General features: G+C 58.4%; 16 protein-coding genes and 2 pseudogenes. 3 read left to right on the top strand and 15 right to left on the bottom strand.

Going from position 1 to position 15,412, the window contains the following annotated elements:
* Positions 1–198: 198 nt before the first annotated feature.
* Positions 199–629 (bottom strand): annotated as a pseudogene (locus tag RB216_RS08015) (bleomycin resistance protein).
* A 267-nt stretch (positions 630–896) separates the two neighbouring features.
* Here RB216_RS08015 and RB216_RS08010 point away from each other — a divergent pair.
* Both RB216_RS08010 and RB216_RS08005 read left to right on the top strand, forming a co-directional pair.
* On the top strand, positions 897–1,115 hold the full coding sequence (locus tag RB216_RS08010) for a hypothetical protein (RefSeq protein WP_068937482.1): 219 nt from the start codon (positions 897–899) through the stop codon (positions 1,113–1,115).
* Positions 1,116–1,257: 142 nt separating this feature from the next.
* Complete coding sequence (locus tag RB216_RS08005; protein WP_068932268.1) at positions 1,258–2,688, top strand: IS1182 family transposase; 1,431 nt, start codon at positions 1,258–1,260, stop codon at positions 2,686–2,688.
* 169 nt (positions 2,689–2,857) lie between these two features.
* On the opposite strand, the gene umuC is transcribed toward RB216_RS08005, so the two are convergent.
* Positions 2,858–4,135, bottom strand: a complete 1,278-nt coding sequence (gene umuC / locus RB216_RS08000; RefSeq protein WP_308908525.1) for a translesion error-prone DNA polymerase V subunit UmuC — start codon at positions 4,133–4,135, stop codon at positions 2,858–2,860.
* Entirely contained in the window at positions 4,128–4,553 is a 426-nt protein-coding gene (locus RB216_RS07995) for a LexA family protein (RefSeq protein ID WP_044286813.1), read from the bottom strand. Before RB216_RS07995 ends, umuC begins: the two co-directional genes overlap by 8 nt.
* 101 nt (positions 4,554–4,654) lie before the next feature.
* On the opposite strand from RB216_RS07995, the gene RB216_RS07990 reads away from it, so the two are divergent.
* Positions 4,655–5,404, top strand: a complete 750-nt coding sequence (locus tag RB216_RS07990; RefSeq protein WP_308908524.1) for an SOS response-associated peptidase family protein — start codon at positions 4,655–4,657, stop codon at positions 5,402–5,404.
* 123 nt (positions 5,405–5,527) lie between these two features.
* Here the strand turns inward: RB216_RS07990 and RB216_RS07985 are convergent, their stop codons facing one another.
* From RB216_RS07985 to RB216_RS07930, 12 genes and pseudogenes are all read right to left on the bottom strand, one after another.
* Positions 5,528–6,322: a DNA adenine methylase gene (locus tag RB216_RS07985; protein WP_308908523.1), complete on the bottom strand. Its 795-nt coding sequence runs from the start codon at positions 6,320–6,322 to the stop codon at positions 5,528–5,530.
* Positions 6,323–6,471: 149 nt separating this feature from the next.
* Positions 6,472–7,014, bottom strand: coding sequence for a lysis system spanin subunit (locus tag RB216_RS07980; protein WP_236321005.1), 543 nt, complete (start codon positions 7,012–7,014; stop codon positions 6,472–6,474).
* Positions 6,996–7,559, bottom strand: coding sequence for a glycoside hydrolase family 19 protein (locus RB216_RS07975; protein WP_308908522.1), 564 nt, complete (start codon positions 7,557–7,559; stop codon positions 6,996–6,998). Before RB216_RS07975 ends, RB216_RS07980 begins: the two co-directional genes overlap by 19 nt.
* Positions 7,560–7,622: 63 nt before the next feature.
* Complete coding sequence (locus tag RB216_RS07970; RefSeq protein ID WP_308908521.1) at positions 7,623–8,666, bottom strand: phage late control D family protein; 1,044 nt, start codon at positions 8,664–8,666, stop codon at positions 7,623–7,625.
* Positions 8,667–8,682: 16 nt separating this feature from the next.
* Positions 8,683–8,889 (bottom strand): tail protein X, encoded by a 207-nt coding sequence (locus RB216_RS07965; RefSeq protein WP_074900729.1) that lies wholly within the window; start codon positions 8,887–8,889, stop codon positions 8,683–8,685.
* Entirely contained in the window at positions 8,864–9,709 is an 846-nt protein-coding gene (locus RB216_RS07960) for a phage tail protein (RefSeq protein ID WP_308908520.1), read from the bottom strand. Before RB216_RS07960 ends, RB216_RS07965 begins: the two co-directional genes overlap by 26 nt.
* 9 nt (positions 9,710–9,718) lie before the next feature.
* Entirely contained in the window at positions 9,719–12,199 is a 2,481-nt protein-coding gene (locus tag RB216_RS07955) for a phage tail tape measure protein (RefSeq protein WP_308908519.1), read from the bottom strand.
* Between the two features lie 140 nt (positions 12,200–12,339).
* Positions 12,340–12,645: a phage tail assembly protein gene (locus RB216_RS07950; RefSeq protein WP_236321008.1), complete on the bottom strand. Its 306-nt coding sequence runs from the start codon at positions 12,643–12,645 to the stop codon at positions 12,340–12,342.
* 24 nt (positions 12,646–12,669) lie between these two features.
* A pseudogene (locus tag RB216_RS07945) lies at positions 12,670–12,942 on the bottom strand (phage tail assembly protein); the annotation flags it as partial.
* Positions 12,943–12,956: 14 nt separating this feature from the next.
* Complete coding sequence (locus tag RB216_RS07940) at positions 12,957–13,460, bottom strand: phage major tail tube protein (protein ID WP_068932994.1); 504 nt, start codon at positions 13,458–13,460, stop codon at positions 12,957–12,959.
* A 13-nt stretch (positions 13,461–13,473) separates the two neighbouring features.
* Positions 13,474–14,640 (bottom strand): phage tail sheath subtilisin-like domain-containing protein, encoded by a 1,167-nt coding sequence (locus tag RB216_RS07935; protein WP_308908518.1) that lies wholly within the window; start codon positions 14,638–14,640, stop codon positions 13,474–13,476.
* Positions 14,641–14,738: 98 nt separating this feature from the next.
* Positions 14,739–15,410 (bottom strand): tail fiber assembly protein, encoded by a 672-nt coding sequence (locus RB216_RS07930; RefSeq protein ID WP_308908517.1) that lies wholly within the window; start codon positions 15,408–15,410, stop codon positions 14,739–14,741.
* Positions 15,411–15,412: the final 2 nt, after the last annotated feature.

Genomic DNA, 15,412 nt, shown 5'->3' with positions numbered 1-15,412 from the left:
ATGATGATGGCGATTGCTTGGAATAAATTTAGTCATAACGAATCCTTGCGCAAAAGTGGGAGCGCCTACAGGGCGCCGCATTTTTTGACAAACCGGCGACACGTCCCACCGAAGCCGTTTTCACTCAGTCTGGACCCAATGCTGCCATTTCCTGAGGGCAGGAATCGACCCAGAGCTGGCGGTCGGCTTGGCTCAGATTCACATTGAGCAAGCCGGTCGCTCACCCAACCGCTCTACCAGCCTTACGAGATAACCGTCGGGATCCTGAACGATGAATTCGCGTTGGCCTACTTCTATATCGTCAGCCCGAAACCAGGTGTCTTTGCATTCTCGATAGAGTGGACATCCAGCCTGAACAAGTTTTTGGATGATGGGTGCGACAGCCTCAACATCAATCTGTAGGTTGATGCCTCTTCCAAACGGTTTGGTCAACGGCGCAGTCAGCCATTGACCCGCGTCCGCATCAATCTGCTCCAGCATTACTTGAGCACCATTCAAATCAAGGTACGCAAATCCGTCATCCGAAAGTTGATAAGCTACTTTGAACCCAGACGAGAAACCCAAAAAGCCAGGCTGCTATCCAGGTTGGTGACCATTAACTCCGGAACCAGTTTGTTACGTTCGAACATGAGATGACTTCCATTTCAAAATGCTTGTTTTTGTGGGCGTGCAGGTTCTGCACCTACGGCTTCGCTGCCAGGGCGGGATCGTGGTGAGCATGATGATGCAGGGTTGGGTGGGAGTTATCGAGTCGGGTTGAGGGGCAGCTTCTGGCCCAGAGTGTGTAAAAACTCCAAAGCCAGCTCGGATGATTAAAAATCGCTCCCAAACGCGCATTGCCGCATCTGTCCGGCGCCAGTAGGATTCGGTCATCGCTGACATAAATGGATGTGTATATGGAAAGCATGCCGAGACTGGAAATTGAGCGCGTTGCGTATCAAGAGTTTTTAACTCTTTGGGAACGCGGAGCATTCGATAATCAGCGCTTAGGCCAAGCGTTCTATAACCATTTTCGGCTTCATCGTCTGAGCGACCAAACGCGCCTGTTCGGTCTCTATGAAACTGACGGAGATAAGGCCATGACCGCGATCTCCCGCCTGTTCCAAATCAGATAACTCCGACCCCGCGTTTCGCGAGAGCAGGGTCAGCCTTGGGTCAATAGTTACCTCTCATAAAAGACTGCGTTTGTTCAGAGTGTGTAAACGCTTTTGCGAACCCTTGCTATGATTTCTGAGGATTTCATCGCAGGGATCGCCTATGAAGCGCTTTATCCAAGGTGAATATCGAGGCCAAGGCACCTTACTTCCGGCTAGCCTCGACGACTACGTCAGCGATACCAATCCGGTGCGCGTAGTCGATGTATTTGTCGACGAACTCGACTTGGTCAATCTGGGTTTTGAAGGTGCCGTTCCAGCCGATACTGGCCGGCCTGCCTACCACCCCGCGATCTTGCTGAAGATCTACATCTACGGCTATCTCAACCGCATCCAGTCGAGCCGACGTTTGGAGCGAGAAGCCCAACGCAACGTCGAACTGATGTGGTTGACCGGGCGTTTGATGCCGGACTTCAAGACCATCGCCAACTTCCGAAAAGACAATAGCAAGGCCATCCGAGGCGTCTGTCGCCAATTCGTTGTGCTGTGTCAGCAGTTGGGACTGTTCGGAGAAAATCTGGTCGCCATCGATGGCAGTAAATTCAAAGCCGTCAACAATCGTGACCGCAATTTCACCAGCGCCAAACTGAAGCGGCGAATGGAAGAAATTGAATCGAGCATCAACCGTTACCTGACGGCACTCGATGCTGCCGATCGGCAAGAACCAACAGCTTCCGAGCCCAGTGTCGTGCGGCTGGAAGAAAAAATCGCCAAGCTCAAAACTCAAATGAAGGAGCTTCAGGCGATCGAAATCCAGCTCAATGAATCGCCTGATAAACAGGTCTCACTGACCGACCCAGATGCTCGCTCCATGATGACGCGCGGCACGGGAATCGTCGGCTACAACGTGCAGACAGCGGTCGATACGCAGCACCATTTGATCGTTGCACATGAGGTGACCAACGTTGGTTCCGACCGCGATCAACTCAGCTCAATGGCCAAGCAGGCCCGCGAGGCCATAGCGTCAGAAACATTGTCGGTGGTGGCGGATCGAGGTTACTTCAAAAGCGAACAAATCCTGGCTTGTCACGATGCAGGCATCACCGCCTACGTGCCCAAGCCGATGACCTCTGGAGCCAAGGCTGACGGGCGTTTCAATAACGATGCCTTCATCTATGACGCGGAAAAAAACCAATACATTTGCCCGGCTGGCGAGGCGCTGATCTGGCGCTATTCCAACGTTGAAAAAGGCCTGAAGTTGCATCGTTACTGGAGTTCGAAATGCCAGGGCTGCGCGTTGAAAGCACAGTGCACGCCGAGCACGGAACGACGAGTTCGACGCTGGGAGCATGAAGCCGTCTTAGAGGAAATGCAGCTTCGGCTGAGCAACGCGCCAGAGATGATGCGAGTCCGAAAACGGACGGTTGAGCATCCCTTCGGGACGCTCAAACAATGGATGGGTGCGGCGCACTTCCTGACGCGAAAGCTGGCCGGGGTGAGTGCAGAGATGAGCTTGAGTGTGCTCGCCTACAACTTGAAACGGGTCATGAAGATCATGGGTGCCAACGGTTTGATGAAAGCGCTGACTGCCTAAAAAGGCCGATTTGGCCCATCCCAGAAGCTGTAAGAACAGGCTGGTGTGTTCCAAGTTACGACTGATGCGACCCGCGACATTGACCGTGCGATCGCTCAGCCACGAACGTAAATGACCCAAGACGATCAGGTTATGAGCGTTTTTACACACTCTGGGCCGAAAGCTGCCGCTACCTACAGACTACAGACCAGAGCTGATCAAGCTTCGTCGTGTAACTCTGGCTCATCATATCGCGACGCATGCCCCAATCAGGATCTGCCGGCACACAAGCCGAACGCAAAGTGCCCCTACCCCATCGCTCATTGATCTGGTCCATGACTGTCATCACCCGAGTTGCCTCAGCCGGCTGAGATATAGCAAACAAATCATCGGTGTACTCACCTGGCTGACAAAGATTGAGCAGCATTACCTCAGCCTTGCTGTACTTAAAGCCTGGTCGAAATATTTGATCAAGCGTTCCTACCGCTGCTTGAGTAAGTAGCCGTACGTCATCAGTGGGATATGGCATATCCACCACCACCCCATTGGCATACTTCACCTCCTCTGGGTTGAACATGCCAGTGCGGATGCACACCCGCACCTTCTTGCACAGCGAGCCCTGGGCGCGGAGCTTCTCAGAGGCGCGCATCATGTAGGTGGCAACCGCCTCCTTGAGGGGCGACAGCTCGGTCAGCCGCGTGCCGAACATGCGGCTGCAGCATATCTCCTGCTTTGGCGGATCTGGCTCATCCAGCTCCAGGCAAGGCGTGCCGCCCAACTCCCTGGCGGTCTTCTCAATCACAATGCTGAACTTCTTACGGAGCGTCCACGGATCGGCCTTAGCCAGGTCCATAGCCGACTTGATACCCATGGCATCAAGATGGAGTTTCATCTTGCGACCGACACCCCACACCTCCGCCACGTCCGTATTGCGTAGCACCCAGTCACGCTTAACCGAATCGGTGATGTTGACCACTCCACCGGTTTGGGCCTGCAGGCGCTTCGCGGTGTGGTTTGCCAGCTTCGCCAGCGTCTTTGTGTGAGCGATACCAACGCCGACAGGGATACCGGTGCAGCGAAGCACCTGAGCGCGAATCTGCCGGCCTAATGCATCCAGCTCACCGATACCAGTCAGGTCGGCGAACGCCTCGTCGATGCTGTACACCTCCACCGCCGGCACCATCGCCTCGATCAGGCTCATCACGCGCTCGCTCATGTCGCCGTAAAGTGCATAGTTGGAGGAGAACGCGACGATGCCGTGCTGCTTGAGCTTGTGCTTGATCTGGAAATACGGCTCGCCCATCTTGATGAAGGGCTTTGCGTCGTAGCTACGGGCGATGACACAACCATCATTGTTGCTCAGCACCACAATGGGCACCTTCGTCAGGTCGGGCCGGAATACTCGCTCGCAACTGGCATAGAAGCTATTGCAGTCGATCAGCGCAAAGGTTGGCTGCTGCTTAGACATGGCTGCGCACTGTGCTGGTGATCACGCCCCAGATCGACAGTTCGTCGCCTTCGAGAACGTAGCGCGCCGGGAACTTGGGGTTTTCGGAAAGCAGGACCACCTCCCGGCCGCGCTTGCATAGGCGCTTGCACACAGGCTCGTTGTTGAGCAGCGCCACGACCACGTGCCCATGGATCGGCTCGATGGCACGATCCACCACGGCCAAGTCACCATCGAAGATCCCGACGCCTTGCATGCTCTCACCGGTGATTGCCACCAGGTACACGTGGGGCGCACGGATATTCAGGACCTCATCCAATGAGATGTGCTGCTCAATGTGATCCGCTGCCGGCGACGGGAAGCCGGCCGGAACCTGGAACGAGCACAACGGCAACTTCGCGCCGACCTCAGCGATGGGACCTAGAATGGTGAAGCTCATGATGCGGCCTTTTACAATTACTGTATGAATGTACAGTTAACTTTGTAGGACGCCTGCGGTCAATTTTTCTGTAGGGGATTTCGACAAGCGGAGAAGTGCGTATGTGTGGGCGATTCGTGCAATACGAAGGGATGGCGACCTTCATTGAAGAGCTGAGCCCGCAGATAGAGCTGTTCAGCGGGTATGACGCTCAGCCTATTGATCGCTACAACGTCGCACCGTCGACGCGGGTGCAGGTTCTACACACTTTAGAGGATGGGCTGCATATCGATGCAGTGAAATGGGGATGGGCGCCATTCTGGGCGAAGGGAAAACGTCCGGATCCGATTAACGCTAGGGTTGAGACGGTCACCACCGGGACGTTCTTCAAACAGCTCTGGCCGAATGGCCGGGCCATTGTGCCCAGTGAAGGCTGGTATGAATGGGTAAAAGATCCGGACGATCCGAAGAAGAAGCAGCCCTACTTTATCCGCCTGAAGAGCCGGCGTCCGATGTTCTTCGGAGCGCTTGCCCAGGTCAATCCAGGGTTGGAGCCTCATGAGGGCGATGGTTTTGTCATTATAACCGCCGCAAGCGATCAGGGCATGGTCGATATCCACGACCGGCGCCCTTTGGTGCTGACGCCAGAGCATGCCAACGAGTGGCTTGATCCCGGCATAACCCCATCGCGAGCGGAGGAAATTGCAAAGGAGCTGTGCCAACCCACGGAAGAGTTTGAATGGTTTCCCGTAGGCAAGACCGTAGGGAATGTTAGAAATCAGGGCCCAGAACTGATTGAGCCAGACAGATCAGCTCAGATACCACATCACGAAGGCGACTGCAGAGATCCACACCAGGGTAAGCAGAAATGAAAGACCCGCGAGTTGCTTATCCATCTGCTACCCAATGTGAGGTTAAAAGACTGCAATACGAGCTACAGGGGCAACTTTAGTTCAGTGAGGGCAACGCGCCACCGTTCAAAACGGGGGCACCTATCAGAACAGCCCACCCAACGCTGCCGACTCCCAATTCATGATTACCAACTCACCGCTGATCTCGGCTTTGCCTTGGCGCTGGTTAGCTGTGCTGTATCGAATATCTACCGTCTCGAAGTGAAAGCCTTCAAACACGCGACGGATATCCGGGTGGTCGTTGATGCTGACCATCACCTTTCCTTTACACCGTCGCATGAAGTCGGCCATGCGCTCGTAGTTTTCAAAGGGGAAATCCACACCATAACCCGCCGTCTGCCAGTAAGGCGGATCCATGTAGTGGAAAGTGTGTGCACGGTCATAGCGCTCAGCGCAGTCCAGCCACGGCAGGTTCTCCACATAGGTGCCGGACAACCGCTGCCAAGCTGCAGAAAGGTTCTCCTCGATCCGCAGCAGGTTGATGGCCGGGCCTGTGGTCGCGGTACCAAACGTCTGCCCAGTGACTTTGCCGGCAAAAGCATGGTGCTGCAGATAGAAAAACCGGGCGGCGCGCTGGATGTCGGTGAGGGTTTCAGGGCGGGTCATCTTCTGCCACTCGAATACCTGGCGGGAGCTGAGCGCCCATTTGAACTGGCGCACGAACTCCTCCAGATGGTTTTGCACGACGCGGTATAGCGTCACCAGGTCGCCGTTGATGTCGTTGAGGACTTCAACCGGTGCAGCCTGGGGACGCATGAAATAAAGCGCGGCGCCGCCGGAAAAGACTTCGACGTAGCATTCGTGGGGTGGGAAGAGCGGAATAAGGCGGTCGGCCAGACGGCGTTTGCCGCCCATCCAAGGGATGATGGGTGTGGACATGTTTAAGCAAGACCTTTGCTGTATGGATAAACAGTGCTAGGCTCGCTCCGCTTTGTGCACGAAGCAGGAGCCTTGGCTGGACTTGCAGGGTCGATCTGCGGGGAAGGTGGCCGGGTTGGATGTTGACGCATCCTGCCCGGCCGCTCCTTTTACTTCGATGTAGAGACTTCTTTTGCGTAGGCCTGACAGGCCCGCAGGGCGATCAATCCTTGGTCGCCGGCATCGGTGATTCCGATAATTCGTTGAGCATGCGCTGGGTCAAGTTGGGCTCTTGTGGGGCCATGAACCACGCGGGCGGTGGCGGTGGTGGTTTGCACTGCACAGTTGCCGGTGGTTTCGGTGGCGGCGAGAACGACTGACAGCCGCAGATCAGCAGTAGCCAGGCGATCACGCAGACGAGCCTGCTTCGTTTGCTCATCGGTCAATTCCTTGTGGTGGGTTTCGTCGTTGTTGTGCAGGCGCTGCTCCAGGGCAAATCGCTTGTCCTGCTCTTTGCGCTGCAGGGCGGCAGCGGCTTGGGATAACTCGCCGAGGGTGTCGGCATGGAGCCGGGCCTGGTGCTCCAGCTGCTTACCATAGCGCCAGTCTTGAGCGGTCCAGGCCAGGGCAGCAGATCCGGCGGTCAACATCACCAGCAGCAGGCCGACCGCCGCAATCCGGTATTGCGCGGGAATCAGGTCGAAGAGACGCATAACGCCGCCCTCGCCCTGGCCCAGAGTTGCAGCCGATCCTCCAGGCCGTTGAGCCCGCCGTTGATCCGCCGGGTGATGGTGTTGAATTGCTCTTGATCCGCGAGCGCGTTTAATCCGTTAATAGACCAGAACCACGCGGCCGACTCGGCGGCCCATTGCGGTAGTTCGAGCAGCTCCGGCGTGCGCAGCAATCGCTCATCGCCGAACAGCGCCAGGCTGCAACGCAGATAGTTGTCGTGGCCGGTAATCTGGATCAGCCCACGGCCGCGATAACGCTGCCCGTCACCATCAGCAGCAGGCGTGTTCCCCAGCTTTGCAGCCAGTGGGCCGGTATCGTACTTGCTGAAGTATTGATCGCTCCCCAGTTCACGCACGTACTGCAGTTGGCCGGACTCGTGACCGACCTGGGCGAGGAATGCTGCCTGACGCTTTGGCGTATCGATCTTGCGATTGGTCATGGCTGCATTTAGCGCGGATACAAAAACGCCCGCTTGGCGGCGGGCGTTGGGCATGATGCGTTGGAGTTGTTGCTCGGTAATGGACATCGCTTTTCCCCAGGCAAAAAAAGACCGCTCAAAGGCGGCGGGTGATGAAGTAGGTACGGCCAATTACAGCCCCAGGACTTTGACCTCCTTGGACTTCTTCGTTTTCTTACCGGCCGCCTTGGCCTTACCCTTCTTCCCTGCGTTGCATTCCGCTGTGGTGCTCCAGCCGGACTGGGTGAATACCTGTTCCACCGAGTCGACAAGAAACTCGCCGTCCAAACCTTCCTTGAAGCCCTGCGCGTTGATCTGCCGCTCAGCAAACAGATCGGTGCGCCCTACCATCTCCAGGCGAACCTCGGCGGTCGAGCGGTTGAACGCCGCGAGTCGAGCCTTGGCAGCCTGCTCTGCAGCGGATTTGTTCGGGTGGATATGCCGGTCGGTATGAATGGGTGGCAGCCCTGCAGGCACGTCGTCGTTGTCCAGGGTCAGATTGACCAGCTCGCCGGTTTTCTTATCCTGGTACCTGGCCTTTACGGCTTTCTGCGTGGTGCGATCAGTAAAGCGAAATTGCCAGCGGCTGACGTCACTGCGTCGGATAGTGATCGCCGGCAGGTTCTTGCCACTGGCGGTCTGTCCGCTTTGGCGAGGCAGCACCAGCAGCTTGCTGTCGGCGACCTTAGCCGTGCAGTCGTGATCCTTGGCGAGCCGGGTGATGAAGTTGAAGTCTGACTCGTTCAACTGATCAGCCCGAGGCACCACCGTAGCAACCGGGCATTCAGGCTTCCAGCCGTTGCGAGCGGCAATGTCGCTGACGATTCTGGACAACGGCATATTTTCCCAACTACCACTACGAGTGGTCTTGCCGCTGCCTCGCATGTCGCTGGCCTTGCCGCGAATGACCAGGGTATCAGGCGGGCCGGAAACCTCGATGTCATCGACCGTGTAGCGGCCCTGGCGGGTCAGTGCTTTGCTGTCGTACCCCAAGTAGATCTGTATCGCTGCCCCTTTTTTGGGGAGGGACACGGCGCCGTCGCGGTCATCAATGCGCAACTCGAACTCGTCCGACTCCATGCCGGGCTTATCCAATGTACGCAGCAGCAAAAGGCGGTCATTGATCAGGGCAGTGATGTCTGCCCCATCAGCCACAATTCGAAAGATGGGTTTCATGGATACTCTCCGAGGTTCAATCCCACAACTGCACCTGCTCGCCCAAAGGCTCAGGGAGATCTGGGAAGGTGATCAGCAGCCCCGTACGCAAAGGCTGCGGCTCATCCGCCAACAATCGATTGGCCGCCAGCACCGCCTCGACCGTGCCATTGAGGTGCCCGTAATGCTGGTAGCACAACGTATCCAGCAGGTCGCCGTCAGACGCTCTGCATATCATCGCCATAACGTGTGAACTCCAAACTAAAGGTTTGCTTACGCGGGATCCCGCCAGCCAGCAAAGCGCCCTGCTCCTCCTCCAGGCTGCGCAAGCACCAGGTGCCAAGGACTACACCGTAGCCCGTGGTCAGGTTCAACGGCAGCAGTTGGGCACCAATGGAACGCAGGGTGTCCAACTGCTTGAGGCCGCCCTTGAATGTGGGAAAAATCGCCCCCTTAAGGCTGAGTTTCTCCTCCCCCATCCCAACGGCTTGCTGCGCCGGCCGACGACTAAGGCGCTCTTGCGAGGCCCAGCGGAATTCCGTCTGTCGGCGCAGTTCGTCGAAGGCCGCCGTATCCAGGTTGAAGTAGAACGGCTGGGCATTGGTTTGCAGCGGTTGCAGGATCAGCAGGTGCGGGAACGGTTTGACCGCCTCCGCCAAGGGCGTGGCATTCGGCGCCAGGGCGCTGGTGGGTAAGATGTTCGCCAGGCTCGGACTGACCTTGCCGACGATCTGGTTGATTGCCGTGCTGGCTCGAGCGGCTTGTTCCTTCAAAGTGCCCAGGCGTTCATCAATGGCCGATATCGCACGGGTCGTTTTGCTGTAGGTCGACAAGACCGCGCCGACCTTGGACTGCGCCGCATCGATCCCGCGCATCACCCGCTGCAACTTTTCGCCAACGGCCGGCGGCACACCAGGAATGCTGGACAGCTCATCAGCCGCGCCGGTAATTTCGCCAATGGCGCCGTTCACCGGGCCGATCATGCCGTCGATGCTATGCCGGCCCGCCTCCCCGGCCTGGACCAGGGATTTGAAGCCGGATTGCAGTTGCTCCATATAAGCCATGGCTATTCCTTAAACGTGAGGGGCATCGAACAGATTGCGCCGCGCCTGCTCCCGGCTGAACTCCTCGAACAGCTGACGCATGTACGGCATCATTTCCTGCGCCAGTTGCCGTGGATCCTTGACGTCGCCCTGCACGGTCACCGGCATGGTTGGAGCGAACGTCCAGGCCTGCTCGACGCGAGCCGGGTCCGGTTTTGCTGCTGCGCCGGCACTGAGCAATGCGGGCACTGCCGCTGCAGGGGGAGCCGTCACTAGCGAGCGAGCGACATCTCCCATAAGTGGGCCGGAGTTAGGAGTCGGCGCCAATTGCGCGAGTCGGGAGATACCCGGCCCGCTTGGTTTCGGCAGCAGCAACGGCGAAGGCTGAGCCAAGCGTTCTATCGGCGTATCAGGCCCACCAAACGCAGCCTTGCCCACAGCACTGCCTAGTTCACCGCCGCCCCAACTCCCGAGGAATCCGCCGATCAGTCCGCCAACCACCGTGCCGATCACCGGGACCACCGAACCAATCGCGGCCCCAGCTGCAGCACCGGCCAGTGTGCCAGCCAAGGTACCGGCGGCGTTGCCGTAGCCCTCGGCTTTTTCGTCGCGGGTATCGGCGTTCTGATAAGTGTCCGCAGCAATCAATCCAGCCTCGATCAGCGCCATGGGTGCGCCGACCTTGGCGAACCCAAGACCCTTACCCATCATGGCATTTGGCGCGAATCGACTGGCGACGGCTCCGACCGGGGTTGCGGGTACCGGGCCGGGGATAGGACCTCGACCACCGCGACCACGCTTACCCTTGCCACGGCGACGCTTCCCATCGCCGACATCAACTCCGCCCGTGCCGCTGGATGGGTTGGTGACGAACACCCGCTGGATCACATTGGGGTTGCCCATCAGCGAGCCACGTCCTACGTTGAGCAGACCTTTACCGATCTTGATCGCATTGATCGCAGCACCGAGGCTGATAACACCAGCCGCCAGCACCGTAGCCCCGCTGATCACGGTCGGAAACTTCCCTGCCAACTCCCCAAGCCAATACGCCACTTTCGCCAGACCGTCTGCCGCAATGTCCGTCAGCGGCCGCACCGCATCACCGATACGCGTCATCGATGATTCAATGCCGGCAGTCGCGGAGGCCCACTTCCGGTTGGACGTTTCTCGCGCTTTCGCCGCGTCTGCCTCGATCTTGGCCTTGCCATCCGTGTCCTTGATGGTCGACATATCCGCTTTGATTTTGTCGCCATATTTGATCTGCGCGAGCAGACCCGCACTGGCGCTTTGATCGCTGACGATGTTCGCCAACCCGGCAGCTTCGGTCAGGGCGATCATGGCCTGCTCCTCTTCGGCACTGCCATCCGCCGAGGCCTTGATCTTGGCCTTGAGCACCTCGATTTTCTTGGCCTTGGCCGGGTCCTGCTTTCTGATCAACTGCTCGCTGAGCATGATAAAAGCATCAACCGGGTTGGCTGCCTTGCCGCTTTTGGTCGCGGCGAGGATCGAGCCGGCCAGGTCGTATCCTTCCTTGGCAAACCGTTCCTGGCTGGTACTGCTGATCACGGCGTTGAGCAAGTTGTCCATATTGGTGGCCGCTGCCGCCGCGTCCTGGGTTTGCGAGAACTGCGACTGCAGGCTTGCACCGAGGAAGCGCACGGCTTCAGGGCCTTCCATGCCTAGGCGCTTGATGTTGCCGAGCATGGACGGCAGATACCGCGCCATGTCCTTGGGACCGAATGCGCCAATGTCGCCTGCCGCTGCAACCTGGCCCAACATCGCCGCCATATCCCCCTGCTTGACCCCGGCCTCTTTGAAGGAGTTGATCAGGGTCGCGATGGTTTCAGGCTCCATGCCCTGGCCGTCGATCAGGTCGGCGATCTGCCCCGCATAGGCGGTGGCCACATCCCAATCCACGCCCTTTTCGATCAAGGCGCCGACCGACTTCGCCAGCAGTTGCTGGCTCATGCCCTTCTCCGCCGCGACCTTGCTGATGCTCGCTGCCAGTTCGGCCTCATCGTCGGTACCGGCGGTGTGGGCCCACAACGACATCTGGCGGATCTGCGCCTGGTAATCGCCGGAGACCTTGGTCGGAATCGCCAGCGATGCCGTCAATGCCGCAGCTTTGCCGAGGGAGTTCTTCATCCCCTCTTTGCCTTGCTGGATCTGTGTATGGCCCAGCGCCTTGAGTTCCGCGCCACGCGCTACCTGGCCGAGGGCTTGGTATTCCTTGCGCAGTTTGCCAACTTCAATACCTTGCTCTTTCAGGGTTTTGAGGTTGCCTTCCAGCTTTCGCAGCAGGCCGTCAGCTGACGCGGCGCCGGTGTCGTGGGCCTTTTTCCATTCGTCCCGCAGGCGGATAGTGTCGCCGATGGTGCTCTGCAGCACGCGGGCCTTGGTGCCGGTTTCGCCGAGTTTCTTGATACGGCCTTCAACGTCCTTGAAGGCCGCGCCGACTGTGGAGCTGACGGCGCCGCCGATGACCAGGCCGAGCGCCAGGTTGTTTGCCATGGGATTACTCCGGGCAGGGATGCGGGGCTCAGTCCGTGAGCCACCAGATCATCGTGGAAAAGGGCATGGTCTCGATTTCGCTGGCCGCGAAGGAGAACTCCGCAGCCAGGCGTTTCGCGGCCCGCTTCTGCAGGGAGGCGTTAAATCCCGTCATCCTGCACCAGGCGAAAGTAGGCGGCTTGTAGCCGCTGGTAGTCCGTCAGCTTGAGCCCCTCCAGATCCTTGATGTCGGTTTCAGTAAGGTTGGCCAGGAGGATGGTCTCGCGTTGTTCGTCATCGCCATTGGAGGCGGACGCTGCAGCGCGCACGTCGCGAACCGTGGGTGCGCGCAGAATCAGGCGGTCTACCTTCACCTCTTTGATCTCGCAGGGTTTGGACAACGTCACCACCGCCCGCTCAAGATCAACGGCCAACCAGCCAGGTGTTTCATCCTTCCTCTCAGGAATACCGCTGTCCTGAAGTATGCGGGAATAGGCCGACTGCACCCGTCCGTAGTCAACCAACGTGAGACCATCAATGTCCTTGGTGCCCGCATTAGTCAGCGAGGCGAACAAGGTCACTTCACGCAATACCGCGTCATCGCCGCCTATCGCGTCCGAGGCGCGTACTTCCCGCAAAGTCGGTGCGCGTAGGCTCAACTGCTCGAGCCTCTCGCCGTTGATATCGGCTGGACGAGTGAGGACGACCGTTGCACTATCGGAGGTGACCGTGAGCCAGGATGGAAGCTGTTTCAGCTTTTTCATGAGATACCTTTCCGTTACAGACCCAGGTCGCGACGGACGCTGGCAAGTTGATCGACACCGTTGATGACCCGGACGCAGTTGACCGGATCGATCTCGTACATCAGCCGACCGGCGACTTCGAGCTTGTAATAGCTGACCGCCACGGCGTACTTGAACTCGCCGGCTTCACCGGCTTTCCAGTCGCCTGGATCGATCTCTTTGAGCATGCCGCGAAGGGTGGCAACCACCGCAGTGGTAGCGCCTCGTTGACCTTTAAAGGAGCCACGGAACACCGCGTTGAAGGCGGTCTGATCAGCCAGGCCGTAAAACTTCATGGCCTCAGGGCGTACGCCCTTGCCGGCGAAACTGGCCTCCAGTTTCTCCATGCCCTGATCCATCTCGACCGGAGCATCCATGCCCCCGGCGCGATGCTCCTCGGTTTTCAGGGTCATCTTGGGAAGGGTCACGCTGGTGATATCCCCGGCAAAGCTGACGCCATCGATATGGGCGTTCATGTTGTAGAGCGTTTGCGGAACCATCGGCGGCTCTCCTTTATGCGTTGGTATCGAGAACTTCGGTCAGCCACTGGTTGGTGACCTCGACGCGGAAGTTGGGGTTTTCTGCCGGCGGAACGTCGGTGAAGCGAATGTTCCAGTACACCTTGCCCTGCTCCAACTGGCTTGCCGTGTTCAGTACGGGGTCAGCGAACACCTCGAAGTTGATCACCGCCCCCTGGTTTTTCAGGTCACGCATGAACGCCGCGAGGCCTTCGGTCACGTCGCTGACGTAGGTCCTGGTGATCGAGCGGTCAACCGCCCATTTGTGGCCGTACAGGATCGCATCCATGACGATGTCCATGGTCCGAACACGGGTTACGAACGCCCACTTCGGATCGCTGGAACAGGTGCGGTTGCCCCACAGGCGGTAGCCGTCATCACGGATGATGGTGGTGATCTGCGCGTTGTTGAGCAGGTTCGCCCGGCAGGTTTCGTCGCCATCCAGGAACTCGATTGGGCGACCGGTGCCGGTGAGACCAACAAACTCCTTGTTCGACGGAGAAGCCCAAAAGCCGTACTCCGAATCGGCCCAAGCGAAGAGCCCAGCGACCCAGGCAGAACTGGGTGCGTCGATGGTGGCACTGAGCGCGGTGTCCCAGTACTGCACGCCAGGGTCGACCAGGAACACGCGCTTGCTGCCGAAGTTCTTGCGGTACTCCATGGCCGCTTCGTCAGTGGTGTTGGGGCCGTCGATGATCGCCAGGGCACGTAGCTTGTCGCTCAGGGCGACAAGCGCCGTGGCGGCGGCCAGCGTCGCGGTGTGTTTGGGCGCGGTCAGCAAACGAGGCTGCGCGTTAAAGCGGCTCTTGCCGTCGAGCAGCGCCTGCATGCCGGTACGGGTGCCGTTCGCCAAGACCCCACCAATGATGGCCGAGGTCTGCGCGGCGGCGTCGGCCAGCTTCTCCACGCCGCAGGCGACGATCACGGCCTTGGAGCGAACATAGATGGCCTTGACCGCCTTGGTGATCGCCGCATCTGGCCCCCAGGCGGCGATGGCTTCGCTTTCGCGGGTGATCAGCATCAGTTGATTGGGCAAGGCGCTGGCATTGGGACCAGGCGTGAAGGTGTCGCAAAGCCCGATGATGGACGAGGACGGCACCGCGATAGGCCGCGTGCCGGTGTCGACGTTGGTCACGGTGACGCCGTGAAAGAATCCACTCATGATTGAACTCCAGAAACGAGAAAGCCCCGCATAAGCGAGGCCGTAGGTTGTTCGTGTTACGCGTAACGGAAAAGAAAACGCCCCGTCAGTGCGGGGCGTTATTGGATCAACTCAGCCAGCCATGCCGGCTGTACCGGCCGGTACTCGACTGCCGGGAAATGTTCCGATTCGGGCCAGTCGCGCAGATCCTGGCGGTAGCCCTGCAACTGCTTGTACTGCTCGGCAGTGAGGGTTGTAGGGCGCTCGGCCTCCAGTTCGTCACGATGACGCGAGATCAGCGGATCAGTCTGCAGCAACGCCCGGTCACGGAGGGCACGCTCGCGGTTTTTCAGATCCTCTACTGTAGGCGGCGGCGCTGGTGCTGTACTCGGACGACCCTTTTTGTCAGGTACAAGGATCGACCCGCCCAGCGAAAGTACCCGGTAGATTTCGTCATGTTCTTCCTGAGAAACGTCCACTAGCTCGGATTCTGGCGGCAACAAACACTTGGGGTTGGGCACTACAATCAACGGCGGTACAGCGCTGTAATCTGGCGTTTCAATTAACGGCACCACTGCGTCAGGATCAGGCACAAAAATAGTTTGACCTACTGACTCATCCCCCTCGATCCAAGCAGGGTTTGGAACTGAAACAGTTGGCTGAATCCACTCAGGATCGGGAACGCGGGTAATTGGCTGTATCCAATTCGGATCGGGAACTGTAATTGTTCGAGTTCCGTGTAACACCTCGTTGAAGAACGCATTTTCTTTACAGCTATAGAATATTTTCACGT

This window comes from Pseudomonas canadensis, from assembly GCF_030980095.1.
GTDB classification, from domain to species: Bacteria; Pseudomonadota; Gammaproteobacteria; order Pseudomonadales; family Pseudomonadaceae; genus Aquipseudomonas; species Aquipseudomonas canadensis.
This window is presented reverse-complemented; position numbering and strand designations above follow the sequence as displayed.

Bases quoted from the DNA above. Each gene is read 5' to 3' on its own strand.
- RB216_RS07980 (WP_236321005.1), bottom strand. From the start codon at position 7,014: ATGCGTCTCTTCGACCTGATTCCCGCGCAATACCGGATTGCGGCGGTC.
- RB216_RS07970 (WP_308908521.1), bottom strand. From the start codon at position 8,666: ATGAAACCCATCTTTCGAATTGTGGCTGATGGGGCAGACATCACTGCC.
- umuC (WP_308908525.1), bottom strand. From the start codon at position 4,135: ATGTCTAAGCAGCAGCCAACCTTTGCGCTGATCGACTGCAATAGCTTC.
- RB216_RS07965 (WP_074900729.1), bottom strand. From the start codon at position 8,889: ATGGCGATGATATGCAGAGCGTCTGACGGCGACCTGCTGGATACGTTG.
- RB216_RS08010 (WP_068937482.1), top strand. From the start codon at position 897: ATGGAAAGCATGCCGAGACTGGAAATTGAGCGCGTTGCGTATCAAGAG.
- RB216_RS07975 (WP_308908522.1), bottom strand. From the start codon at position 7,559: ATGTCCATTACCGAGCAACAACTCCAACGCATCATGCCCAACGCCCGC.
- RB216_RS07990 (WP_308908524.1), top strand. From the start codon at position 4,655: ATGTGTGGGCGATTCGTGCAATACGAAGGGATGGCGACCTTCATTGAA.
- RB216_RS07995 (WP_044286813.1), bottom strand. From the start codon at position 4,553: ATGAGCTTCACCATTCTAGGTCCCATCGCTGAGGTCGGCGCGAAGTTG.
- RB216_RS07940 (WP_068932994.1), bottom strand. From the start codon at position 13,460: ATGGTTCCGCAAACGCTCTACAACATGAACGCCCATATCGATGGCGTC.
- RB216_RS07985 (WP_308908523.1), bottom strand. From the start codon at position 6,322: ATGTCCACACCCATCATCCCTTGGATGGGCGGCAAACGCCGTCTGGCC.
- RB216_RS07960 (WP_308908520.1), bottom strand. From the start codon at position 9,709: ATGGCTTATATGGAGCAACTGCAATCCGGCTTCAAATCCCTGGTCCAG.
- RB216_RS07935 (WP_308908518.1), bottom strand. From the start codon at position 14,640: ATGAGTGGATTCTTTCACGGCGTCACCGTGACCAACGTCGACACCGGC.
- RB216_RS08005 (WP_068932268.1), top strand. From the start codon at position 1,258: ATGAAGCGCTTTATCCAAGGTGAATATCGAGGCCAAGGCACCTTACTT.
- RB216_RS07955 (WP_308908519.1), bottom strand. From the start codon at position 12,199: ATGGCAAACAACCTGGCGCTCGGCCTGGTCATCGGCGGCGCCGTCAGC.